The organism is Orbaceae bacterium lpD04 (assembly GCA_036251935.1).
GTDB lineage: Bacteria > Pseudomonadota > Gammaproteobacteria > Enterobacterales > Orbaceae > Orbus > Orbus wheelerorum.
On sequence record CP133967.1, the window covers coordinates 2,120,025 to 2,145,517 of the forward strand.

The window sequence follows — 25,493 nt, forward strand, 5'->3', positions numbered from 1 at the left end:
TAAATATTGTTGAATTGATTTATAATCAGCTCAAAGCCTTAATATTTTTAGCTCTAACAGGAATAATTTAATGTCATTTGATTCACTTGGTTTAACTACCGAGATTTTAAAAGCACTTCAAGAACAAAATTTTACAACTCCAACGCCAATTCAAAAACAAGCTATTCCGATTGTACTTTCAGGTAAAGATTTAATCGCCAGTGCACAGACAGGAACGGGGAAAACAGCTGGATTTGCTTTGCCGATTTTACAAAAATTAACAGAATTACAAATTAACACTAGCAAGAATGATGATAGCAGAAAAAGCAAAAGACCTTTACATGCCCTAATCTTAGCACCGACTCGTGAACTTGCTGCTCAAATCGGGGATAATATTCGTGATTACAGTCGTTATTTAAGTATTCGCTCATTAGTTGTATTTGGTGGCGTTAGTATTAATCCACAAATGATGAAACTACGAGGTGGCGTTGATATACTAATTGCAACACCTGGTCGATTATTAGATTTAGTACAAAAAAATGCTGTTGATTTATCTACCGTTAAAGTATTGGTATTAGATGAAGCAGATCGCATGTTAGACATGGGATTTATTCATGATATTCGGCGTGTAATTGCTAAATTACCGAAAAAGCGACAAAATTTGATGTTTTCAGCTACCTTTTCTAATGAGATAAAAGGACTATCGCAAACAATTTTGCATGAACCAGAAACAATTGCCGTCGCAAAAGAAAATAGTACTTCTGAGCAAATTAAGCAATATGTTCATCATGTTGATAAAAGCCGTAAACGCGAACTATTATCTTATTTAATTGGTAAGAATCAATGGCAGCAAGTGTTAATTTTCACTCGGACTAAATATGGTGCCAACCATTTAGCTGAGCAACTGACTAAAGATGGTATTAAAACATCAGCAATTCATGGCAATAAAAGTCAAGGAGCAAGGACAAAGGCCTTAGCTGATTTTAAAACTGGACAAATAAAAGCCCTAGTTGCAACAGATATAGCTGCGCGCGGACTCGATATCGAGCTATTACCTTATGTTGTTAATTATGACTTACCACAAGTTGCTGAGGACTATGTTCATCGTATCGGTCGAACAGGAAGAGCTCAAAATAGTGGTCAAGCCGTTTCACTTGTTTGTATTGATGAATTACCGCAATTAAAAGCAATAGAAAAATTAATAAAGACATCAATTCCTGAAATGAAAACCGATGGGTTTACCGTAAATCCACATATAAAAGCAGCACCAAAACAAAAAATAACCCAACGATCAAACAAAAAGTGATAAAATAACTAACTATCATTGAATCAAGTTTAAAAAGGATAATGCTATGGCTAATCGTAGTCGACGTTTAAGAAAAAAATTACATATTGAAGAGTTTAAAGAACTAGGTTTTACTGTTAGTTGGTCTTTTGATAAAGCAACTGATGAAGCAAACCTAGATAAAGTTGTTGATCAGTTCATTCGTGAAGCAATCGTACCTAATGGTTTAGCTTATGAAGGCAGTGGTTATTTGAACTGGCAAGGTATTGTATGTACACAAAAATTAGGTAACTGTACACAAGAGCACCGTAAAATTGTAGAAGATTGGTTAAACAGCCATAGCGTGCAAAATGTAAAAGTAGGTCAACTTATTGATATCTGGTGGGATGAGTTAGACTTTTAATTTTGTTTAATAATAGGGCTATATTGCCCTATTATTACAGTTTACTTGCTATTATCACAACGTAAAACGCCACCATTGGCAATTTGATCTGTTGATATTTCATGCATAACAATTTGTACTGCTTCAGGCGGACAATTAAGTGTTTCAACGATTGCCTGAGTTACTCGTTTAGCCATTTCTCTTTTTTGTTCAATACTTCTTCCTGCTAAAAAATCAATTACAACATTTGGCATTTTATTTTCCTTATTTCATCGTAAATTAAAGCGTAAGGCGATTAATATCGGCCATCTGCTCATCAGTTAAGGTTATATCACTGTTATAACACACACTAATACCAGATTTAATAATTGCATCAGCAATGGTTTTTGCCTCTACAAGTGAGTGCATTTTATATGAACCACACTGATATTGATTTAGTTCTGGAATATCATTTTGTGTTTGTACCAAATTAATATCATGCATGGCAGATAACCAGCTATCGGCGACGCGTGATTCATTAGGTTGACCAATTAAGCTCATATAAAACCCAGTACGGCATCCCATTGGGGAAATATCAATAATTTCAACATCACTTGCATTTAAATGATCTCGCATAAAACCTGCAAATAAGTGTTCAAGTGTATGAATACCCTTTTCAGGTAATTGCTCTTTATTGGGCTTGGTAAAACGCAGGTCAAATACCGTAATTACATCACCTTTAGGGGTTTGCATAATTTTTGCAACGCGAACAAAAGGTGCTTGCATTTTGGTGTGATCAACTTTAAAACTATCTAGTAATGGCATCCCCTCTCCTCATCAAATTGTAGTCTGAGCAAAATAGTCTAACATTTCTTGTTCACCGATAACTTGGATATTTAATTGTTCTGCTTTGGCCAGTTTAGAACCCGCCGCTTCACCAGCAATTACGATATCGGTATTTTTTGATACGCTGCCAGTAATTTTGGCACCTAATTGTTTAAGCTTATCTTTTGCCTCATCACGGCTCATAGAAGATAATGAACCCGTTAAAACGATGACTTTATCTTTAAAAATACTATCAGTGACTAACGTTTTTACAATATTTTGCGGCCAATGGATAGCAATTTTTTCACTGATAAGCTCATCAATAATATATCGGTTATGTTCTTCTTTAAAAAAATTAACAATACTTAGCGCGATAACTTCACCAACATCACTGACATTTTGTAGCTGCTCAGCATTACTCTGACGAATATTCTCAATGCTACCGAGTTCATTAGCTAAGTTTTCGGCAGTCACTTCCCCTACATGAGGAATACCTAGTGCATAAATAAAACGAGCTAAGGTAGTTTCTTTCGTTGCTTGCAAAGAATTAAGTAGATTTGTTGCAAGCTTTTCACCAACTTTATCTAATGAACAAAGCATCGGTAGAGTTAAAGAATAAAGATCTACTGGATTTTTAACATAATCCTTATCAACAAGTTGTTCAATAATTCGATCCCCCAAGCCCGTAATATCGAGTGCCTTTCTTGATACAAAGTGTTTTAATGCTTCTTTACGCTGTGCTGGGCAAAAAAGCCCACCAGAACAACGAGAAATAGCCTCACCTTCATCACGAACAATTATCGAACCACAGATAGGGCAATGGGTTGGGAATTCGATTTCTTTGGTTTCTTTAGGCCTTTTATCGAAGATCACTGCAACCACTTTTGGAATAACATCACCTGCACGTCGAATAGTAACATAATCACCTTCGCGAAGACCTAACCTTTCAATCTCATCACTATTATGTAGTGTTGCATTACTCACGATAACGCCAGCTACTTGTACTGGCTCTAACCTTGCAACAGGCGTAATTGCCCCTGTTCGCCCAACTTGAAAATCAACTTTACGTAATTGGGTAACTTGTTCTTGTGCTGGAAATTTAAAGGCAGTTGCCCACCGGGGGGCTCTAGCAACAAACCCTAACTGTTCTTGCAAGCTAATTGAATTGACCTTAATAACCACGCCATCAATATCAAATCCCAATGCCATTCTTTGTTGTTCAATATCATTAAAATAGTTAATTGCTTCATCGCAGCCATGTTTGATGATAACCTTATCACTGACTGGAAAGCCCCACTTTTTAAACTGCATTAAACGACCATAATGGGTATCGGGTAGTGATTTTCCTTCAAAAATGCCCATACCATAGCAATAAAAGGCTAACGATCGTTTAGCGGTTACTTTTGGATCAAGTTGCCTTAATGAACCAGCGGCTGCATTACGAGGATTGGCAAAAATTTTCTCACCGCGTTTTTGCGCATCTTGATTTAATTTATCAAAGCCTTGATGAGTCATAAATACTTCGCCGCGTACTTCTAACCTTGCCGGAATATCATCACCCGTTAATGCGAGAGGTATGGCTCGAATAGTTTTGATATTTTCACTAATATCCTCACCAACAGTGCCATCACCACGCGTTGCTGCGCGAATAAATTTACCCTTTTCATATAATAAACTCACCGCTAAACCATCAAGTTTAAGCTCACAGCAATACTCAACATCGCTATCACCTAAATTAGCACGTTCACGCACCCTTTTATCAAATGCCATAAAACTATCTTGGTCAAAGACATTGTCTAATGATAACATCGGCATTTCATGTTTGATGGTTTTAAATTGACTTAATGCAATGCCGCCAACACGTTGGGTGGGGGATTCTGGCGTGATAAACTCAGGATAATGTTGTTCGAGTGTGGTAAGGTTAGCGATTAACTTATCGTACTCAGCATCAGGAATTTTAGGATCATCTAATACATAATACTGATACTCATGTTGCCTAATAATTTGGCGTAACTGGGCTATTTGATTTTCTATCTCGGTTGGGCTTTGTTTCGTATTCATCTAACACTCATGTGATCATATTATGGCTGATTTAAACATCTGGTTAATTAACCAGATTATTCTTGAGTAACAGCTTTAATTCGACTCTTATAACTATCTATTTTTTGTGGGGTAAGCATATGGCGATTATCATCAAGTACCACGCCATTAACGTCATCAGCGATGCGCTGCGCTGATTGCAACATTAACTTAAAGTTTTGTGCAGTATTACCGTAAGATGGAACCATCATAAAAATTGAAATACCCGGCGTTGTAAATTCATGCATTGTTTCTGGATCTAGAGTTCCTGGCTTCACCATATTAGCCAAACTAAATAATACAGGACCATTACCCGCGGGATCTAAGTGGCGATGGAAAATTTGCATTTCACCGAATTGAAATCCAGATTGAACAATACTACTTAATAATAAGTCTCCTCGAATATTCTCATCATTAAGACCAACAATATGTAAAATAAGCACATCTGTTTTTTTAGTTTCTGGCGATGTAACATTGGCAGGTTTAATAGCAGGCGAATACTCGTCTATTTTTATCGACTTATCATGGTTTATATTCGGATCGATATAATTAGTTTTATTATCAGCAATGATAGGATCAACGATACTTTCTTTCGGTTTATAGGCAGATCCCTCATCAACAAAAAAATCTTGCTGAACAGGTTTTAAATCAGCATTTGAATCATCAAATAACTCAATGTTTATTTCTGTGTTGGTATTTTGTTTAGTTGAAATAACTCTAACATCACTAACACCATCTAAAAAACCATCGTCAAGCTGGTGATCAGAGTGACTAAAACTACTTTTATTATTTTTTTTACTTTTTGATGCATCAAAAATAGATGAACGCTCTTTTTTATTAATCCAAAAGCCATGAATTAATAGTGCAATTATTACCAAAGAAGCAATAATAATTAGCACAATACGTAAGTTATCCATAATACCAATCTCTGTATTAATTTAATGTTACTATATTACTGTATTTAAACATAAATACTCAAGTAACTTGAATCCATAATTATAATTTTCGAGCAATGTATTGCTCTATCGACCTAAAAATGCGTAAATTTTACTATAAATAGATAATTTCCTTATTAAGGATAACGTATTATCAATAATACCATTACCAATGTCATGTTTATTTTTAGTACTCTGTGCTATCGTTGTAATTGTCACTTACATTAAAAGTTAAATTTCTGTAGAATTCTACCCTATTTGAAAAAAAATTTATTTATTGAATTAACCAATAAGTAGATATAGGCGTTATTGATTTTACCGAGGTTATTTTTATATGAAATTGAAAAAAGCATTATTCCCTATCACGTTAGCATTAGCTTTGGGTAGTAGTTTACTATTAACGGCTTGTGATAACCAAAATTCTAATGAAGAATTAGTTAAACTCCCATCGGTAAATGTCACCGTCTTTGAGACGCAGCCTTTGGACTATACAATAAAAGTCGCATTACCTGCTCGAGTTGTTGCATCTCAAATAGCTGAAATTAGGCCACAAGTTAATGGTATTATTTTAAAAAGAGAATTTGACGAAAGTAGTGATGTAACTGAAGGTCAATCACTTTATCAAATCGATCCCGCTCTTTATCAAGCTAATTATGATAGTGCATTAGCAAGCGTTGCAAGTGCAGAGGCGAGTGCGAAGCTTTCTCAATTAACACTTAATCGTTATAAAAATCTATTAACCAATAAATCTATCAGTCAACAAGACTACGATAAAGCGGCGGCTGATGCGCAGCAAGCAAACGCTGCGGTATTAGTTGCTAAAGCCAATTTGAACACTGCAAAAGTCAATTTAGACTATACTAAAGTATACTCGCCAATTGACGGTTATATTGGTAAATCAAACGTAACTGAAGGTGCATTAGTAGCCGCTGGTCAATCTACTGCAATGGCAATTGTGCAAAAAATTGATCCAATTTACGTTGATATGACCCAAGCTGTATCAGTTTTTGAGAAAAATGAAAACGAGCGCAATAAAGTTTACACTCCAGATGAAAAAGTTGAAATATTTTTCAATGATGGCTCAAAATACTCATCTGATGGCAAAATTATATTCTCAGATAAAAATGTAAATGAAACAACTGGTACCGTCGTACTACGCGCTGCATTTAGTAATCCTAATGCCCAACTATTACCGGGTATGTTCTTAAAACCTCTTTTAACCTTAGGTAATATTAAAGAAGCAATTTTAGTACCTCAAAAAGGGATCACAAGTGATCAGGCTGGTAATTATACAACGATTGTTGCTGTGCCTATTGCGGCAGATAAAGAAGTCGATGTAATTAGTGAGGCAATACTTGCTCACGAATTAATTCCATACGATAAAAATAATGCGCAAGCTAAAAAAGATGCACAAGATAAAGCAGTTATCGAAGCTCAAAAAATTATCAAAGCACAAAAAGATAGTGACAAAAAAGATAAGACTTTTTACTACTTTGAAAAACGAGATGATATTGAAGTCTACTCAGGTATTTCAGGCTATTGGATTGTAACCAAAGGAATAAATGCTGGCGAGAAAGTCGTTGTTAGTGGACTACTTAATTTAACTAGCGTACAACCAGGCAGTACTGATGCAAAAATATTCGCTAATCTTGTTGCCGAGCCGACGTCATTGTCTCAAACACAACTAGATGAAATGATTGAGAATAACGTTAAGTAGGAATTGGAGTTCTTAAATAATGGCTAAGTTTTTTATAGATCGCCCAGTCTTTGCTTGGGTAATTGCAATAATGATGATGCTAGGCGGTTTGCTTGGTATTAAACTACTTGCAGTTGAACAATATCCTGATATCGCGCCACCCGCGGTAACAGTAACCGCATCATACCCTGGTGCTGATGCGGAAACGATTAATAATACCGTAACTCAGTTAATTGAGCAGAATTTAACGGGTATTGATAATTTAATTTATATGCAATCTACTAGTAGTTCACAAGGGATTGTACAAACAACCTTAACATTTGCACCAGGTACCGACCCAGACTTTGCGCAAGTACAGGTATTAAATAAAGTCGAGAGTGTAAAAGCACGATTACCTGAAAGTGTGCAAAAAAATGGGGTTAGTGTTGCGAAAAACAATACCAACTTCTTAAAAGTTATTGGTTTTTACTCAACAAACCCTGATAAAACCCAAACGGACATTGCCGACTTTGTTTATTCAACAGTGCAAGATCCGATTCGACGTGTTCAAGGTGTCGGTGATACAACTTTATTTGGCTCTGAATACGCTATGCGTATTTGGCTTGATCCAAATAAAATGACTTACTTCAAACTTTCAACTGATGAAGTTAGTGCGGCAATTCAAGCACAAAATGCGCAAGTGACCGCTGGGCAGTTAGGTTCACTACCAGCAACTAAAGGGCAAGAACTTAATGCAACCATCACAGCTCAATCGCGATTAAAAACGGTTGATCAGTTTAAAAATATTTTGGTGCGAGTCAATACTGATGGTTCAAAAATATTATTAAGTGAAATTGCCGATATTGAATTAGGATCTGCTGATTATAACTTCCAATCTCGCTACGATGGACTCCCTTCTGCTGGTTTAGCTATCTATTTAGCAACAGGTGCAAACCAACTTGAAACCTCAAATGCCGTTGATGCTAAACTTGAAGAATTATCATCAATTTTTCCTGAAGATATTCACTATAAATATCCTTACGATACGACTAAATTTGTTGAATTATCAATTGAGAACGTAGTTGATACATTAATTGAAGCGATTATATTAGTTGTTATTGTAATGTTTGTTTTCTTACAAAACTTTAGATCGACATTAATTCCAACAATTACAGTACCCGTTGTGTTACTTGGTACGTTTGCAGTATTATATATTTTAGGTTTTACTATCAATACCCTTTCTATGTTTGCATTAGTACTCGCCATCGGTTTGCTGGTGGATGATGCTATCGTCGTTATCGAAAACGTAGAACGTATCATGGAAGATGAAGGATTATCCCCTTATGATGCAACCGTAAAATCGATGGAACAAATTACCTCAGCTTTAGTTGGGATCGCGGTAGTATTATCAGCCGTATTTGTACCAATGGCATTTTATGGCGGCGCTGCGGGTGGAATTTATAAACAGTTCTCCATTACCATTGTAACATCAATGGCATTATCAGTATTAATGGCAATTGTATTAACCCCTGCATTATGTGTGCAGATCTTAAAAGCGCCTTCAAAATTCAAAAACAAAAAAGCAACCTTCACGCAGCGAATAGCTAAGTTACCACCTTTTTGTTGGTTTAGTTGGTTATTAGCAAAATTCTTTGCTGGTTTTGATGCAGTATTTTCTCGTAGCCTTCATTTGTATGAAAAAGGTGTAATTAAGGTTATCAAATATCCATTATTCAGTTTTGTTACTTATGGATTAGTAATTCTTGCCTTATTATTTGGCTTTAATAAATTACCAACTGCATTCTTACCTGATGAAGACCAAGGTGTTATCATCATGATGACTGAACTACCGCCTGGCGCAACATTATCAGAAACACAAGCAGTACTCGATAAAGCTGAAGTTTACTTTAAAACCCAACATGCAAAATCGGTTGAAGAAGTATTTACCGTCGCAGGATTTAGTATGATGGGCCGTGGACAAAACATGGGGCTTGGCTTTATTAAACTGAAAGATTGGAGTTTACGTAAAGATAAAGATCAGTCAGTAGATTACCTTGTTAGTAATGCTAACCAGTTCTTAGCAACAATTACTCAGGCGCGTAGCTTTGCATTAAATATTCCAGCAGTTCCCGCTTTAGGCATGGCTAATGGCTTCTCTTATATGCTAAAAGATAGTGGTGCCGCTGGTCATGATGCGTTAATGGCGGCATTTTATCAAATGCTAGGTGCTGCTGCGCAAAATCCTAATTTAGCGCAAATAAGACCGGCTGGCATGTTAGATGTACCACAATATAAAATCAATGTTGACTTTGAAAAAGCACAAGCGCTAGGTACATCGATATCGTCAATTAATACGGTGTTATCAACGAGCCTAGGATCTTCATACATTGATGACTTTATCTATAACAATAGAGTTAAAAAAGTCTATGTGCAAGGTGCTGCGCCTTATCGTATGTTACCAAATGATTTTAGTTACTGGCATGTACAAAATAGTAATGGTGAAATGGTACCATTCGACTCATTTGCAACAACCTCAAAAACTTATGGTTCACCTTCATTAGTCCGTTATAATGGTTCTGCTGCGATGGGGATTAGTGGTTCTGGTGCACCGGGTCAAAGTTCGGGTCAAGCAATGGCTGAAATGGCGAAATTATCGAAAAATCTTCCTAAAGGCTTTACGTATGAGTGGACTGGTGTTTCTTACCAAGAACAGCAAACGGGTTCACAAACTACAACACTTTATATGATTTCGATTATTGTTGTATTCTTATCGTTAGCTGCATTATATGAAAGTTGGACTGTACCAATCTCTATTTTATTTATTATACCAATAGGGATAGTAGGAACCGTCTATGCGACCATGTTCCGTGGTTTATCTAACGATGTTTACTTTATCGTTGGACTATTAACAACAATGGGGCTTGCTGCTAAAAATGCGATCCTAATCGTTGAGTTTGCTAAAGATGCACTTGAAAAAGAGGGTAAATCGTTAATTGATGCAACACTTGAAGCGTGTCGTTTACGTTTACGTCCAATTTTAATGACATCATTTGCCTTTATATTAGGGGTATTACCACTTGCAATTAATAGTGGTGCTGGTTCTGCAAGCCAAAATGCGGTAGGTACTGGGGTAATTGGCGGAATGTTAACAGCAACATTCTTAGCAATTTTCTATGTACCATTATTCTTTGTCTTTGTGACTAAATTATTTACAAAACATAAGAATAAAGTCGTACTGCCTTGTTCACCCAAACCTAAAAAAGAGAATGACTAATCAATAAAAAAAGCGCCTACTTCAAGTAGGCGCTTTTTTATTCTATACGGTTAGAACAATGTCATCACGACCACTTAAAGCATATCAAATTAATAAGATAATTTTTTAAGTAAAATTATGCTCACTCTCCTTTTGCTTTTGCCAGCTGCGCTTTGATCATTGCTAAACGATTTTTACCCTGCTCTAATCGCTGCTCTGACGTCTGCTGCTTTTTAACATGCCAATTAAGATCATCTTGCGGTAATTCAAATAAAAATCGACTTGGCTCTAAATAGCTAACATCACCATATTGCTTACGCTCAGTACTGTAAGAAAATGTTAGTTGCTGCTGAGCTCGAGTAATACCAACATAAGCAAGTCGCCTTTCTTCTTCAATATTATCTTCATCAATACTTGCTTGATGAGGTAATAGCCCCTCAGCCATGCCAATGAGATAAACATAAGGAAACTCAAGTCCTTTTGAAGCGTGTAACGTCATTAACTGTACTTCATCTTGCTCATCTTCACTTTCATTGCGCTCAAGCATATCTCGTAAGGTAAAGCGCATAACAGCTTGTTCTAAGGTAACGGCCTCATCGATATCATCACCTTTCATCATTTCATCAAGCCAGTTCATTAACTGCTCAACATTTTTCATTCTCATTTGCGCAGCAGTTGGCGATGGCGATGTTTCATATAACCAACTTTGATAATCAATGCCATGGAGTAATTCGTAAACCGCTGCCATGGGTTCTTTTTCAGCATCATCAAATAGTTGCTTAAACCAATAAATAAATTTTTGTAATGACTCAAATCGTTTAGGCGGTAAAATTTCAGTTAACTCAGCATCAAATGCCGCTTTAAATAAGCTCAATGATTTCTTCTCGGCTAATTGCCCCAATTTTTGCAATGTCGCAGGGCCAATTTCTCGTTTTGGGGTATTAATAATACGAATAAAGGCATTATCATCGTCAAGATTAACCAATAATCGCAAATAAGCCATAATATCCTTAATTTCAATACGGGAGAAAAATGAAGTACTACCCGAAATTTTATAAGGTACCCGATTTTGCATTAACATTTTCTCGAATAATCGAGATTGATGATTACCGCGGTACAAAATCGCATAATCACCATAACGGCTATTATTAGCAAAGCGATGACCAATTAAATCATTAATTACTTTTTCAGCTTCATCTTCTTCATTATTGGCAGATATAACATTTAAATATTCACCATAACCTAACTCGGAATGAAGTGTTTTAGTAAAAATATGCGGATTATTTTCAATTAAAATATTAGCAGCTTTCAAAATTCGCCCAGATGAGCGGTAATTTTGCTCTAGCTTTATCACATTAAGATTTTGAAAATCCTCACTGAGTAAAACCAAATTTTGAGGCCTCGCCCCTCGCCAAGAATAAATAGATTGATCATCATCACCAACAACGGTAAATTTAGCCTTATACCCTACTAATAATTTAATCAGTTCGTATTGACTTGTATTCGTATCTTGATACTCATCGACTAACAAATAACGAACTCGATTTTGCCATTTATCTCGCACTTCTTCATTGCGCTGTAATAACAGCGTTGGCAACAAAATAAGATCATCAAAATCTAAAATACCACAGGCTTTTTGTTGCTCTTCATATAGCTGATAACAATGAGCAAATAATTGTTCTTTTTTACCTTGAGCTTTTGCCATCGCAATGGTTGCATCAACAAGGTCATTTTTCCAATTAGAGATCTTACTACGTAACTGGTTTATCAAATCTTTATCACCATCAAACCACTGCTCGGTTAACTCTTTTAATAAAGAAAACTGATCTTGATCATCGAATAATGAAAAATTACTTTTTATTCCTAATTGCTTATATTCTTTGCGGATAATATCCAAACCAAGGGTATGAAAAGTGGAAATTTTTAATCCCCGCGTTTCTTTTCGACCAAGTGTTTGTGAGATACGCTCCTTCATTTCACGTGCTGCTTTGTTGGTGAAAGTTACCGCAAAAATATGCTTAGGCTGATAACCTTTCACTTGAATAAGATAGGCAATTTTATTGATAATAACGCGAGTTTTACCCGACCCCGCACCAGCTAAAACTAAGCAAGGACCTGATACATATTCGACAGCTTGTTGTTGACTTGAATTTAAACGCACAAATAAAACCAAATTAATTAAATTCTCTCTAGTATACTAAAATAGCCCCAAAAAAACTAACATTGCGTTATTATGTTATCTTTCTCCACTAATCATTCATGTAATGATTATTTTCGTTATTTTTTTGTTGTAACATATGATTATAGTGTAAAATTAATAGCTATATCTAATTATTAAATGGCTCAAATTAATAAATACGATAATTACACTTAACATATTAAATATATTTAATATGTGCTTCTTTTTTTAGTTAAAAACCTTTAATTTGTGAGCCTTCACCTCACATTATCCACCAATCACATTTCGTGCCTATTATTGATAATGGTCTTGAATAAATCACTGAAATTTGGTAGTTTATTCACTAGCAATTTTTCTCATTTAACACAAAAAAAAGAAGGTAATTGTTATGACAATTAAAGTAGGTATTAATGGCTTTGGCCGTATTGGTCGTATTGTTTTCCGTGCTGCACAAAAACGTTCTGATATTGAAATCGTTGCAATCAATGATTTATTAGATGTTGATTATATGGCTTACATGCTTAAATATGATTCAACTCACGGTCGTTTTGATGGCACAGTTGAAGTTAAAGATGGCAAATTAATCGTTAATGGTAAAACAATCCGCGTTACAGCTGAAAGAGATCCTGCTAACTTAAAATGGAATGAAGTTGGTGTTGATGTTGTAGCTGAAGCAACCGGCCTATTCCTTGATGATGCAACAGCTCGTAAACATATCGAAGCTGGCGCTAAAAAAGTTGTATTAACTGGTCCTTCAAAAGATAACACTCCAATGTTTGTTATGGGCGTTAATGATAAAGATTATGCTGGTCAAGATATCGTATCAAATGCTTCATGTACAACTAACTGTTTAGCGCCTTTAGCTAAAGTTATCAATGATAACTTCGGTATTGTTGAAGGTCTAATGACAACTGTTCACGCAACAACTGCAACTCAAAAAACAGTTGATGGTCCATCGCATAAAGATTGGCGTGGCGGTCGTGGTGCGGCTCAAAACATCATTCCATCATCAACTGGCGCAGCTAAAGCAGTTGGTAAAGTTATCCCTGAATTAAACGGCAAATTAACGGGTATGTCTTTCCGTGTTCCAACTCCAGATGTTTCTGTTGTTGACTTAACGGCTCGTTTAGCAAAACCTGCTAAATATGAAGATATCTGTAAAGCAATTAAAGCAGCTTCTGAAGGCCCAATGAAAGGCGTTCTTGGTTATACTGAAGATGACGTTGTTTCAACTGACTTCTTAGGTGAAGTTTGCACATCAGTATTTGATGCTAAAGCAGGGATCCAATTAAGCGATACTTTCGTTAAATTAGTTGCTTGGTATGATAACGAAGTTGGTTATTCAAACAAAGTTCTTGATTTAGTTGCTTGTGTATCTAAAAAATAATTGATTTAACTCTCAATATAAAAGCGGCTATTTTAGCCGCTTTTTTTATTTAAAAATAGGTATACTATTAATTTTATTCAGTAAATAACGGTAACCCTGCGGCAACACTTATCTGCTGTAAATATCTTTTTGCCGTTCTAATATCATCTTTCCAGTTATTATCTTTCGCCCACATTTCAATGACTAACGGCGCCGTATAATCCATCATTTTAAGGGTTTGAAAAATAGCAGAAAAATCAACTTCACCCTCTCCGATAACCAAATCTCTAAATTGACCGGCATAATTCGCCTTAACTTTATAGGTATCTTTTAAATGAATTTGTACGATATGATCACGACTTAACATTAATTCCGTACAAGTATCGTAATTCCAAGCAGTTATATTACCAACGTCAGGATATGCCATAAAATAAGGTGAACTTACTTCCCTTTTTAAAATTTCAAATTTACTTAATGCATTAAGATAAGGTGTATCCATAATTTCAACCGCAAGCATAACGCCGGCTTTTTCAGCTTGCTTAGCTGCCCACTGCATTCCTTGAATAAAGCGCTCATGAGTTTGCAAATTTGCCGTTTCATAATAGACATCATACCCCGCTAATTGAATAACCCTAACACCCAATTTATAAGCGAGCGTGATGGCTTTATTCATAATAATTTGTGCCTGCTGACGGATATTTGCATCAGCAGAACCAAATGGATATTTACGGTGAGCACTTAAACACATTGAATGTAAAGGAACTTGAGACTCTTCACACAAGCGTCTTAGTGCATAAATTTCATTATCCGACCAATCAAGTCTTGCTCTGCGCTGCTCTGATTCATCAATTGAAATCTCAATAAAATCGAATTTTAGCTCAGATGCCTCACGTAATTTTTCTTGCCACGATAGCTCATTGGGTAACGCTTTCTCATAAAGTCCAATACGGTTTTGCTGTTTTATCTGATACATATCAAAGCCTAATTATTATTGAGGATGAAAAAATGCAGCCGAGGAAAAATCGGCTGCTGTATTTAAACATTACCAGTATTTGGCAATTTGATCGCGCAGCGCTTTAGCGGTTGCTTGGCCATTTTCATTAGCAAGTGCACGTCCGGCAATAAATGCTTTCGTTTTAATGCCAGCAAAGAGGTGAATATCTTCTGGAACGATCCCACCGGTGATTGATAGTTCAAGACCTAAATCAGAAAGTTGGCGCATTTTAACTAAATCATCATCTCCCCAACCGATCCCGGCTAATTCAGCATCACGAGAGCGATGATAAATAGCTTGTTTAATACCTAGCTTGCGCCAAGCTTTAGCATCATCTAGCGTCCAGTGACCATATAATTCGATTTGGATCTCACCGTTATATTCATCAGCTATTTTTTTACATGCCTCAATAGTCGCGATATGAGCCGCGGCTGAAACAGTTAACCAATTGGCGCCAGCAGAAAAAGCCATCTTAGCCAGTATCGCGCCCCCATCGGTAGTTTTTAAATCACAAACTAAAATATGACTTGGATGACGCTGACGAAGTACTTTTACCCCCTCAATACCAGCACCAAAAGCGAGAATTGTTCCAACTTCGATAATATCAACATACCCAGCAACATTATTGGCAACATCTAAAGCGCTAGGTAACGCAGTTTGATCTAGTGCGATTTGTAATTTAGGTTTTGTCATTTTACTCTCCTATAATATTTTATTTTGGCCATAATAAGCATTCTCGCCATGTTTACGAAAGTAATGCTTATCAGATAATGTTTGTTGAATTTTAATCGAATGGTTAAGCTGCCGCGTTTCAAGTGCCATCATCGAGATCTCCTCTAACACAACGGCATTATGCACCGCATCTAGCGCGTTTTTCCCCCAACAAAAAGGCGCATGCCCAGCAATTATCGCACCAGGCATCGCAATTGGATCAAGGTGACGCTGAGTAAATTCACTGACCACAACTAAGCCCGTATTTTTTTCATAGTCAGTGCTAATTTCTTGTTCAGTTAATCTGCGAGTACACGGAATATCGCCGTAGAAATAATCCGCATGGGTAGTCCCTAAAGCAGGAATATCCATTTGAGCTTGTGCCCAAATTGTTGCATAACGCGAATGGGTATGTACAATGCCACCAATATTAGTAAACGCTTTATATAACTCAATATGAGTAGGTGTATCACTTGAAGGATTAAGTTTTCCTTCAACAATATTGCCATCTAAATCTAATACGACGATATCATCTTCACACATCACATCATAATCAACGCCAGATGGCTTAATGGCTATCACACCTAACTGCCGATCTATTTGAGAAACATTCCCCCATGTAAACGTAACTAAACCATATTTAGGTAATGCTAAATTTGCTTGCAAGACAATCTGTTTCAACTTTTGATACATAATGACTCCTCATTAATTTAATGCATTATCAATCGCTTTATAAACATCATCATCGGTGCGACATTGCCTTAATGGCTCTAAATTAATGCCACTCTCGCAATTTTCATCCTCTAGAATTTGTATTACTTCTGTTAAACCAGCCATATGTTCATCTGAAGTGCTACCAGCTAACGTCACTAATACATCAACAGGCTCTTCTTCCCCATCAAAATAGATTGGTTTTTTCAAGGTAACAAGCGCAAATGCCGTTCGATGAACCCCATCTTCTGGCCTTGCATGAGGCATAGCAAAATTAGGAGCAATAAGAATATACGGTCCATATTTCTCAACGCCGCTAATAATTGCATCATAATAATTAGAATTAACCGCGCCCGATGCGATCAACATATCGGTACCAATCTTAATTGCGGCGCGCCAATCGTTTGCTTCGGCTTGTAGTTTTATTGATCTGTTTTCAATTAATGATTGTTTTAATGCCATAATCTTTCACCTTTATAGATTTAAATTATTGATAAGCTTAATCTTGAATTTTATTTATTAAATCAATTAGTTCATCACCAAACGTTGCCGGATTAAGCATATTTTGTACACCTAAAGCGTATTGCCCCTCACCTACTGTGATTTCATGAATTAAGTGCTTAGAGCAAACAATAATATCGATACTTGGCAGCTTTGATTTATAATCAGTGACAGCACATGAATCCATTACATTTTTGATCCCTTTCTTATCAAGGTAAGAGGCTATTTTCATTTTCATCATCATTGATGAGCCTTGACCACTGCCACATACAGCTAAGATCCTAACCGGTCTTCGATCTTCACTTACTATTTGTGCTTCTTGTAGATTTTTAACGATCAAAGGATCACTATCTTCGTCAGATAAATTGCGCTCTGAGCTATTGGTTGTAAGCTTTTGAGCCGCTTCTTCTAATCGAAGTTTTTTAGCGGCAAAGAACATATAAACCATCGCTAAGGCGATTAAGACATAGATAAATAAATGAGAGAAAGATAAGCCTTGTAAAATTGGCGGGAATAAAATTGCCCAGTCAGCCATACCCATCCAAGCATCAATTGGCGTACCATTTTGTAAAAATATATAAAGTGCCCAAGCTGAGCCAAATACTTCAATTATGCCCATAACAAAACAGATTTTCATCACTGCTTTCCAACCGCCAAAGTGATTGGCAAATACGCCAATAGTTGCGTTAGAAAAGAACATCGGCACAAAACCAGGAATAATCATGATTGGAAATTTAAATAGCAGTAACAGTGCTATTGCAACAAACTGTCCTAAAGCACCCCACATAAAGCCAAAGACAACCGCATTAGGTGAAAAAGCATAAATAGCCGCACAATCAATTGCTAATACAGCATTAGGAATAAGTTTTTCAGAGATCCCTTTAAACGCTTCTGAAAGCTCGGCAACAAACATTCTTACCCCAACAATAATAATTTGAATTGCCACCGCAAATTTTAATCCGGTTTCAAAGATGTATAAACTCCAATGAGTATTTGGGCCTGCCATCGCTTGCACATTATCAATACCAAAAGAGAGTAAAATAATTCCAAAGAATATCGTCATGATAATTGCGGTAGCTGCAATACTATCGTTAAAAATATGTAGCCATTTGGGTAATTTTAATGAATCAACTGAGTCCTCTTTTTTACCCAATTTGGGTGCGACTTTATAAGCAATCCATGATGCAAGTTGCTGCTGATGACCAATCGAAAAACCAGCGCCACCGGTAACGGCTTCTGTTGGTTTAAACATCATATTGCAGAAAATACTCCAATATAACGCGATAATTATTGCAGAGTAGATGATGGTTTCCCACATACTAAAACCGAACATAAAATAGAATAATGCGATCAGCCCGACCTGTTGAAACATAATATGGCCAGTAAGCATGATGGTTCTAATACCAGTAAATCGCCGAAAAATAACTAATAGAATATTGATTGCAAGCGCTAACAGAACCGCGTAGCCAACCCACGAATAGCTGTCTTTCATTGCATTTTCAACGGCGACCATTGATGCATAAGTATCGATAATTGAACCGTTGATACCATGATATTGAGATAATTTTTCAATCACAGGCTTAAATGTAGAGACCAAAACACTAGAGCCCACTTGCAGTAACATAAAACCGACGATCGTTTTGATAGTACCTTTAAGGACTGTTGTGAAATCTTTCCTTAATAAACAATATCCTAATAGCGTAACAATACCCAAAAGAAAAGGCGGTTTATTCAATAATTGTATAAAAAAATTGCTTTCCATAGTGCCCTCAACGCTGTTATTAAAATATTCAATTAATAATCAATCTAGTAAACTGACTAAGTTGACATTTATTTTTATCTAGCTGAATTTGACTTATCCAGTATGCACTAATCATAAAAAATCACTCAATGATTATTTATGATTTATTTGAAGTTGATCACTATTCTTTTTATAACGATTCGTAACTCTATAAAATATTACAAGTTATCAATTTAAATGTGGAAATAAATAAAAATATTGTTTTTAATTAATTGGTTAACATTATTAAATAACAATCTATTGACAATAATTAAAATGAAAATTAGAATCATAAAAAATCACGTAATGATTAAATATGATTTTTATCATAAAGGAATCATCATGAACGAAATAACGCGCCATAATGAAATTGTTGCCCTAGTGAAAGCTAAAGGCATGGTTAAAGTTACAGAACTTATTGAACTTTTTGACATTTCACCAGCGACAGCAAGGCGAGATATCACAAAGCTTGATCAAGAGGGACGGGTCAAAAAAGTACGTAACGGTATTGTTAAAATCGAAGAAAAAAAAGTAGCTTGGGAGCCGCTTGATACAACCAATACCGATAATTACCATGAAAAAGCGAGAATTGCCTTACGCGCAGCCAAAATATGTAATGATGGTGAAAGTGTCGTTATTAACTGTGGGTCCACCGCATTTTTATTAGGTAGAGAATTATGTGGTAAAGATTTATCGATCATCACTAATTATTTTCCGTTAGCGAGTTATTTAATCGAAAACGATCATGAGAATGTCATTATTATGGGTGGACTCTACAATAAAACACAAAATATCATCCTTAATCCCATCATTGATATGAGCAATTCTTATGCTGGTAAATGGATGTTTACCAGTGGAAAAGCCCTTACTCCTGCGGGTTTATATAAAACTGAAATATTGACCGCCGTTTCAGAACAACAAATTTTGGAAAAAATTGAAAAACTAGTAGTAGTCGTTGATAGTTCTAAAATTAGTACCAAAGTTGATTCAGGCATGCTGTTTTGCCGGGCAAGCAAAATCGATATTTTAATTACAGGTAAACAGGCGAATAAAGATGTTATTGCCGCCATTAAAGAGCAAGGTGTTGAAGTTATCTTAGTTTAATAAACAATAAAAGGGATACGATAATGAGTAAAGTAAATGAAATTACCCGTGAATCATGGATTTTAAGTACTTTCCCAGAATGGGGCACATGGCTAAATGAAGAAATAGAGGCAACAGAAGTTAAACCAAATACTTTTAGTATGTGGTGGTTAGGATGTACTGGGATCTGGTTAAAATCAGCAGGCAATACCAATATTTCGGTCGATTTTTGGTGTGGTACTGGAAAAAAAACCCATGCCAATCCGTTAATGAACAAGCAACATCAAATGATGCGCATGGGCGGCGTAAGAGCATTACAGCCTAATTTAAGAACCAGCCCTTTTGTACTAGATCCCTTTGCCATTAAAGACGTAGATGCCATTATGGCAACTCACGATCATGCCGATCATATTGATGTTAACGTTGCAGCAGCAGTTATACAAAATTGCAGTGAAAAAGTTAAATTTATTGGCCCAAAAGCTTGCGTAGATCTATGGCAAAGCTGGGGAGTTCCTGCAAATCGTTGTATTGTTGCCAAAGTAGGTGAAACAATTGAAGTTGGCGATATAAAAATTAAAGTACTCGACTCTTTTGATAGAACATCACTCGTAACCTTACCAAAAGGTACCTCATCAACGGATAAAAGCATTTTAGATGGAATGGATGATAGAGCCGTAAACTACTTATTTGAAACAACGGGAGGATCGCTTTATCACTCTGGCGACTCACATTATTCTAACTACTATGCAAAGCATGGCAATGACCATAAAATTGATGTTGCGCTACTATCTTATGGTGAAAATCCTCGTGGCGTTACTGATAAAATGACATCTGCTGATATTTTACGAGCAGCAGAATCTCTTAATACAAAAGTTGTTATTCCATTCCATCATGATATTTGGGCAAATTTCCAAAGTGATCCTCGTGAAATAGAAGTACTATGGGAAATGAAAAAAGATCGCTTAGAATATGGCTTTAGCCCATTTTTCTGGCAAGTTGGTGGTAAATATACCTATCCAACTGATACACATAAAATGCATTATCAACATTTTCGAGGCTTTAAAGATATCTTTACCGATGAGCCAGAGCTACCTTACCGTTCATTCCTATAAATTAACGCAATCTTTGTTAAAAAAGCGACTTAAACCGTCGCTTTTTTATTAATTATCAATAAAAATTACATCAATAATATCAATTAATTAACTCATATTAACGTAATTGAATGATACAAATTTCACGATATGTTATTACGCTATACTTGAAAACTCGCTTTTTATTCTTATATATCTAACTATGTTTAATTTAATTAGTAAACTTTGAGGTATTATTTAATGAGTAAACAAGCAACTGAAACGCGTGGATTTCAATCAGAAGTTAAACAACTTCTTCATTTAATGATTCACTCACTTTATTCCAATAAAGAAATATTTTTACGAGAATTAATATCCAATGCATCTGATGCTGCTGATAAATTACGTTTTAAAGCATTAGAAAATCCAGATCTCTATGCTGGTGATGCTGAGCTAGGCGTTAAAATCTCTGTTGATAAAGAAGCGGGTACATTAACTATTGCAGATAATGGTATTGGTATGACTCGCGATGAAGTGATTGATAACTTAGGTACAATTGCAAAATCAGGTACCAAAGCCTTTTTACAATCAATTGGTAGTGAGCAAGCTAAAGATAGCCAGCTTATTGGTCAATTTGGGGTTGGTTTCTACTCCTCTTTTATTGTTGCAGACAAAGTAACGGTTAGAACTCGAGCTGCTACTGCAAAATCAGATGAAGCCATTTTGTGGGAATCAACTGGTGAAGGTGAATACACTATCGCTGATGATAATAAAGAGACGCGCGGCACTGAAATTATCTTACATTTAAAAGATGATGATAAAGAATTTTTAGATGATTGGAAAGTTCGTTCAATTGTCAGTAAATATGCTGATCATATTTCCCTACCGGTTGAAATTCAAACGATCGATGAAGAAACTAAAGAAGCTAAATGGGAAAAAGTGAATAAAGCACAAGCGCTTTGGACACGCAGCCGTAGTGAAATTAATGATGATGAATATAAAGAGTTTTATAAACATATCTCACATGATTTTACCGATCCACTTAGCTGGAGCCACAACCGAGTTGAAGGTAAACAAGAATATACTAGTTTACTTTATATTCCGGCTAAAGCACCTTGGGATATGTGGAATCGCGATCATAAACACGGTTTAAAGCTTTATGTACAGCGTGTTTTCATTATGGATGATGCAGAGCAATTTATGCCGAATTACTTACGTTTTGTAAAAGGCTTAATTGATTCTAACGATTTACCACTTAATGTATCGCGTGAAATTTTACAAGATAGCAAAGTAACACAAAATTTACGCAATGCCTGCACGAAACGCGTACTACAAATGCTAGAAAAACTGGCTAAAGATGATCACGAAAAATATCTACAATTCTGGAGTGAATTTGGCTTAGTACTAAAAGAAGGTACTGGCGAAGATATAGCTAATCGTGAATCAATTGCCAAATTATTACGTTTTGCTTCAACTCACACTGATAGTGATGCACAATCAATCTCGTTAGACCAATACATTGAACGTATGCAAGAAGGTCAAGATAAGATCTATTATATTACTGCTGATAGTTATAATGCGGCTAAAAATAGCCCTCACCTTGAGCTGTTCCGCAAAAAAGGAATTGAAGTCTTATTACTTTCTGATCGTATTGATGAATGGATGATGAGCAACTTAACTGAATTTGCGGGTAAATCATTCCAATCGATCAGTAAATCAGATGAATCAATTGAAAAATTAGCAGATCAAGAGACTGAAGAGCAAAAACAAGCAGAAAAAGAGCTAGAGCCATTTATTGAGCGAGTTAAGACTGTATTAGGTGATAAGGTTAAAGAAGTAAAATTAACCCATCGTTTAACTAGCACGCCGGCAATAGTCACGACAGCGGCTGATGAAATGACAACTCAGATGGCAAAATTATTTGCAGCGGCGGGACAAAAAGCGCCAGAAGTCAAATATACATTTGAACTTAATCCAGATCATCAGCTAGTTAAACTTGCTGCAAGTACAACTGATGAAGGCGAATTTGCTGACTGGGCTGAGTTACTACTTGACCAAGCATTACTTGCTGAAAAAGGCTCATTAGTTGATCCAAGCCAGTTTATTCAACGTATGAATAAATTATTAGTTAAATAATAAGCTAATGTACGGCATAGTGATATGCCGTACATTATTAAATCTAAGCTCTAAATTAGTAACGACTTATTCTAATCATATTTGTTAGCTCAATCACATCACTTTAAACGATCACTTACTCATCATCGCTAAAGGATCTATAAACATTATCTAACTCGTTATCAAACGGTTACAGCGCTATTTTAATTCAATAAAAATAGGTATCATTGCATTTATTGTTTAAAGATAATAGAGCCATTTATCTTTATAAACTTGATTGAAGAATTGAGTTACTTCTCAATTTTCTTCAAAACAACAAAAAAAACGGTATAAATTAATGTTGCAATTAATGATTGAATAATGGGTTTTAATATCCCGTTTTCAGAATGAAAATAAATATTGCACACTAATATAATAATAAAAAAAATCAAACTCGCTAAGCTAATTCGAGTAATCGTTCCACCAACAAGTTTTGTCATATTTCGATCCGCCTTCTTAATAAATTCAAAAACGATTTAGGATTGACACTGTTTAAAATTGATGCAGGGAAAACCGATATAATAGCCATGGCTATAATTTTAATCAATCAAAATTAATGCAGATCAGGTTGTGATATAAAATTTATATGAATAAAAAAAAGCCGAATCAATATGATTCGGCTTTTTTATTAGCAACGACTAATCGTTAAAAGATGTTGGCTTTCTTGGCGCTCGGCGTTTTGGCGCGCCTTCTTTAGCACCATCTTTGCTACCTGACACCGAACGGCTACGACGTTTAGGTTGATCAGCAAAAGAATCATCTTGTTTACTACGACTACGTCTTGGTGCTGGCTTATCACCACCCTCAACGGCTAATCGCATGTTCATTGGTATATTCATCACACGAACGCCTTCGAAATGTTTTAATAAATCTTTTGGCATATCTTTCGGTAATTCTACCGTCGAATATTTTTCGTATAATTTGATATTACCAATATAGCGGCTGCTAATATCACCTTCATTGGCAATTGCACCGACAATATTACGTACATCGACACCGTTTTCTTTACCAACTTCGATACGATAAAGATCCATCTCACCGACATCACGGCGCTCACGACGTTTTGGTGCTTCACGGCTATCACCTTTCAAGCGACGATCGCCACGATCACTGCGCTCACCTCGTTCTGGTCTATCACGATCATTACGAGCAGGTTTAAATACAGGATCTGGTGGTAAAATTAATGGTCGTTCACCTTGGGCTAATTTTAATAGCGCAGCGGCTAACGTTTCCATATCAGTTTGATCATCTTTTAACAATTTAGGTAAAATACTACGATAATTATCTAAATCATTAGCGGTGATTTCTTTGGCAACTTTGTCTGCAAATTTAGTTAATCGACGTGATTCTAAAGACTCTTTTCCTGGAAGTTGAACTTCTGGAATTGCCTTTTTGATTGTTTGTTCGATATTTTTCAATAAACGACGTTCACGACTATCAACAAATAACAGTGCGCGCCCAGCTCGCCCAGCTCGTCCGGTACGACCAATACGATGCACATAAGACTCTGAATCTAAAGTAATATCATAGTTAATTACTAAGCTAATGCGCTCAACATCGAGCCCACGAGCTGCGACATCAGTTGCAATAAGAATATCTAGACGACCATTACGTAAACGATCAAGTGTCTGCTCACGTAATTGCTGAGTCATATCACCATTAAGTGCCGCCGCATTATAACCATGTTGCTCAAGCACATCGGCTACATCTAAGGTTGCAGACTTGGTTCTAACAAAGATAATTGCCGCATCAAAGTCTTCAGCTTCAAGGAAACGAACTAATGCTTCATTCTTACGTAAGCCACGAACTAACCAATAGCTTTGATCAATATCAGGCGCTGTTTGATTAGTTGACTTAATTTGGATCTCTTGTGGATTTTGCATAAATCGTTTAGTGATTCGACGAATTGGTGCAGGCATGGTTGCTGAAAATAATGCAGTTTGGTGATCATCAGGGATCGCAGCCATAATGCTTTCAACATCATCAATAAAGCCCATACGTAACATTTCATCAGCTTCATCAAGTACTAAACCTTTTAAATTCGATAAATCTAATGTTTTGCGATTTAAATGGTCAAGTAGACGACCTGGCGTACCAACAACAATTTGTGGTCCTTGTTTTAATGCACGTAATTGCACATCGTAACGTTGTCCACCATAAAGGGCTAATACTTTAACACCCTTCATATGTTTAGCATATTCGCTACATGCATCAGCAACTTGAATAGCAAGTTCGCGCGTTGGCGCTAAAACTAATACTTGTGGGGCTTTTAAATTAGGATCCAATTTCATTAAAAATGGAATTGAAAATGCAGCAGTTTTACCGCTACCGGTTTGTGCCATTCCAAGTACATCGTGTCCATTTAATAGTAATGGAATACACTCAGATTGAATTGGCGATGGCTTGATAAAGCCAAGATCATTTAATGCGTTAAGGATTTCCTCGGATAAACCAAGGTCAATAAAAGAAATTTCTTTTGTCATGTAAACTCGCTTATAACTGCTTTGATACAGTTGTTAAAAACATTTATAATGCCAGTCCACGCAATGAAT

20 protein-coding genes are annotated in these 25,493 nt (G+C 36.1%); 8 read left to right on the forward strand and 12 right to left on the reverse strand.

What is annotated here, in order from left to right:
• Nucleotides 1–70: 70 nt before the first annotated feature.
• Together RHO14_09450 and RHO14_09455 are read left to right on the forward strand one after the other, a co-directional pair.
• A complete protein-coding gene (locus RHO14_09450; GenBank protein WVD70578.1) occupies nucleotides 71–1,285 on the forward strand; it encodes a DEAD/DEAH box helicase in 1,215 nt (404 codons plus the stop codon).
• Nucleotides 1,286–1,331: 46 nt separating this feature from the next.
• Complete coding sequence (locus tag RHO14_09455; GenBank protein WVD70579.1) at nucleotides 1,332–1,667, forward strand: YggL family protein; 336 nt, start codon at nucleotides 1,332–1,334, stop codon at nucleotides 1,665–1,667.
• A gap of 41 nt (nucleotides 1,668–1,708) precedes the next feature.
• Here RHO14_09455 and RHO14_09460 read toward each other — a convergent pair whose 3' ends face one another.
• From RHO14_09460 to zipA, 4 genes are read right to left on the reverse strand one after another with little or no spacing between them, the layout of a single operon-like run.
• Nucleotides 1,709–1,900 (reverse strand): 2-hydroxymuconate tautomerase, encoded by a 192-nt coding sequence (locus tag RHO14_09460; protein WVD70580.1) that lies wholly within the window; start codon nucleotides 1,898–1,900, stop codon nucleotides 1,709–1,711.
• A 25-nt stretch (nucleotides 1,901–1,925) separates the two neighbouring features.
• On the reverse strand, nucleotides 1,926–2,450 hold the full coding sequence (luxS, locus tag RHO14_09465; GenBank protein ID WVD70581.1) for an S-ribosylhomocysteine lyase: 525 nt from the start codon (nucleotides 2,448–2,450) through the stop codon (nucleotides 1,926–1,928).
• Between the two features lie 12 nt (nucleotides 2,451–2,462).
• Nucleotides 2,463–4,511, reverse strand: coding sequence for an NAD-dependent DNA ligase LigA (gene ligA / locus RHO14_09470; GenBank protein WVD70582.1), 2,049 nt, complete (start codon nucleotides 4,509–4,511; stop codon nucleotides 2,463–2,465).
• A gap of 56 nt (nucleotides 4,512–4,567) precedes the next feature.
• Nucleotides 4,568–5,446 carry a cell division protein ZipA gene (gene zipA, locus RHO14_09475; GenBank protein WVD70583.1) on the reverse strand — a complete coding sequence of 293 codons (879 nt, stop codon included), beginning with the start codon at nucleotides 5,444–5,446 and terminating at the stop codon, nucleotides 4,568–4,570.
• Between the two features lie 352 nt (nucleotides 5,447–5,798).
• Here zipA and RHO14_09480 point away from each other — a divergent pair, with 352 nt between their 5' ends.
• Together RHO14_09480 and RHO14_09485 are read left to right on the forward strand one after the other, a co-directional pair.
• Nucleotides 5,799–7,181, forward strand: a complete 1,383-nt coding sequence (locus tag RHO14_09480) for an efflux RND transporter periplasmic adaptor subunit (protein ID WVD70584.1) — start codon at nucleotides 5,799–5,801, stop codon at nucleotides 7,179–7,181.
• Nucleotides 7,182–7,200: 19 nt separating this feature from the next.
• Complete coding sequence (locus RHO14_09485; protein ID WVD70585.1) at nucleotides 7,201–10,413, forward strand: efflux RND transporter permease subunit; 3,213 nt, start codon at nucleotides 7,201–7,203, stop codon at nucleotides 10,411–10,413.
• Between the two features lie 121 nt (nucleotides 10,414–10,534).
• Here RHO14_09485 and rep read toward each other — a convergent pair whose 3' ends face one another.
• Nucleotides 10,535–12,553, reverse strand: coding sequence for a DNA helicase Rep (gene rep / locus RHO14_09490; protein ID WVD70586.1), 2,019 nt, complete (start codon nucleotides 12,551–12,553; stop codon nucleotides 10,535–10,537).
• Nucleotides 12,554–12,959: 406 nt separating this feature from the next.
• On the opposite strand from rep, the gene gapA reads away from it, so the two are divergent.
• Entirely contained in the window at nucleotides 12,960–13,958 is a 999-nt protein-coding gene (gapA, locus tag RHO14_09495) for a glyceraldehyde-3-phosphate dehydrogenase (protein WVD70587.1), read from the forward strand.
• A gap of 73 nt (nucleotides 13,959–14,031) precedes the next feature.
• Here gapA and RHO14_09500 read toward each other — a convergent pair whose 3' ends face one another.
• The 5 genes from RHO14_09500 to RHO14_09520 all read right to left on the reverse strand — a co-directional run bounded on the left by RHO14_09500 (nucleotide 14,032) and on the right by RHO14_09520 (nucleotide 18,616).
• Complete coding sequence (locus tag RHO14_09500; protein ID WVD70588.1) at nucleotides 14,032–14,910, reverse strand: L-ribulose-5-phosphate 3-epimerase; 879 nt, start codon at nucleotides 14,908–14,910, stop codon at nucleotides 14,032–14,034.
• A gap of 69 nt (nucleotides 14,911–14,979) precedes the next feature.
• A complete protein-coding gene (locus RHO14_09505) occupies nucleotides 14,980–15,624 on the reverse strand; it encodes a 3-keto-L-gulonate-6-phosphate decarboxylase UlaD (GenBank protein WVD70589.1) in 645 nt (214 codons plus the stop codon).
• A gap of 9 nt (nucleotides 15,625–15,633) precedes the next feature.
• Entirely contained in the window at nucleotides 15,634–16,335 is a 702-nt protein-coding gene (locus tag RHO14_09510) for an L-ribulose-5-phosphate 4-epimerase (protein WVD70590.1), read from the reverse strand.
• Between the two features lie 12 nt (nucleotides 16,336–16,347).
• Entirely contained in the window at nucleotides 16,348–16,815 is a 468-nt protein-coding gene (locus tag RHO14_09515; GenBank protein WVD70591.1) for a PTS sugar transporter subunit IIA, read from the reverse strand.
• A 37-nt stretch (nucleotides 16,816–16,852) separates the two neighbouring features.
• Complete coding sequence (locus RHO14_09520) at nucleotides 16,853–18,616, reverse strand: PTS ascorbate-specific subunit IIBC (protein WVD70592.1); 1,764 nt, start codon at nucleotides 18,614–18,616, stop codon at nucleotides 16,853–16,855.
• Nucleotides 18,617–18,976: 360 nt separating this feature from the next.
• Between RHO14_09520 and ulaR the strand changes: the two genes are divergently transcribed.
• The 3 genes from ulaR (at nucleotide 18,977) to htpG (ending at nucleotide 22,923) form a co-directional block, all read left to right on the forward strand.
• A complete protein-coding gene (gene ulaR / locus RHO14_09525; protein ID WVD70593.1) occupies nucleotides 18,977–19,738 on the forward strand; it encodes an HTH-type transcriptional regulator UlaR in 762 nt (253 codons plus the stop codon).
• Between the two features lie 23 nt (nucleotides 19,739–19,761).
• Nucleotides 19,762–20,829 carry an L-ascorbate 6-phosphate lactonase gene (gene ulaG, locus RHO14_09530; GenBank protein WVD70594.1) on the forward strand — a complete coding sequence of 356 codons (1,068 nt, stop codon included), beginning with the start codon at nucleotides 19,762–19,764 and terminating at the stop codon, nucleotides 20,827–20,829.
• Between the two features lie 219 nt (nucleotides 20,830–21,048).
• Nucleotides 21,049–22,923: a molecular chaperone HtpG gene (htpG, locus tag RHO14_09535; protein WVD70595.1), complete on the forward strand. Its 1,875-nt coding sequence runs from the start codon at nucleotides 21,049–21,051 to the stop codon at nucleotides 22,921–22,923.
• A 269-nt stretch (nucleotides 22,924–23,192) separates the two neighbouring features.
• On the opposite strand, the gene RHO14_09540 is transcribed toward htpG, so the two are convergent.
• Nucleotides 23,193–23,381 carry a hypothetical protein gene (locus RHO14_09540; GenBank protein WVD70596.1) on the reverse strand — a complete coding sequence of 63 codons (189 nt, stop codon included), beginning with the start codon at nucleotides 23,379–23,381 and terminating at the stop codon, nucleotides 23,193–23,195.
• A 198-nt stretch (nucleotides 23,382–23,579) separates the two neighbouring features.
• Nucleotides 23,580–25,424 carry a DEAD/DEAH family ATP-dependent RNA helicase gene (locus RHO14_09545; GenBank protein WVD70597.1) on the reverse strand — a complete coding sequence of 615 codons (1,845 nt, stop codon included), beginning with the start codon at nucleotides 25,422–25,424 and terminating at the stop codon, nucleotides 23,580–23,582.
• Nucleotides 25,425–25,493 lie beyond the last annotated feature (69 nt).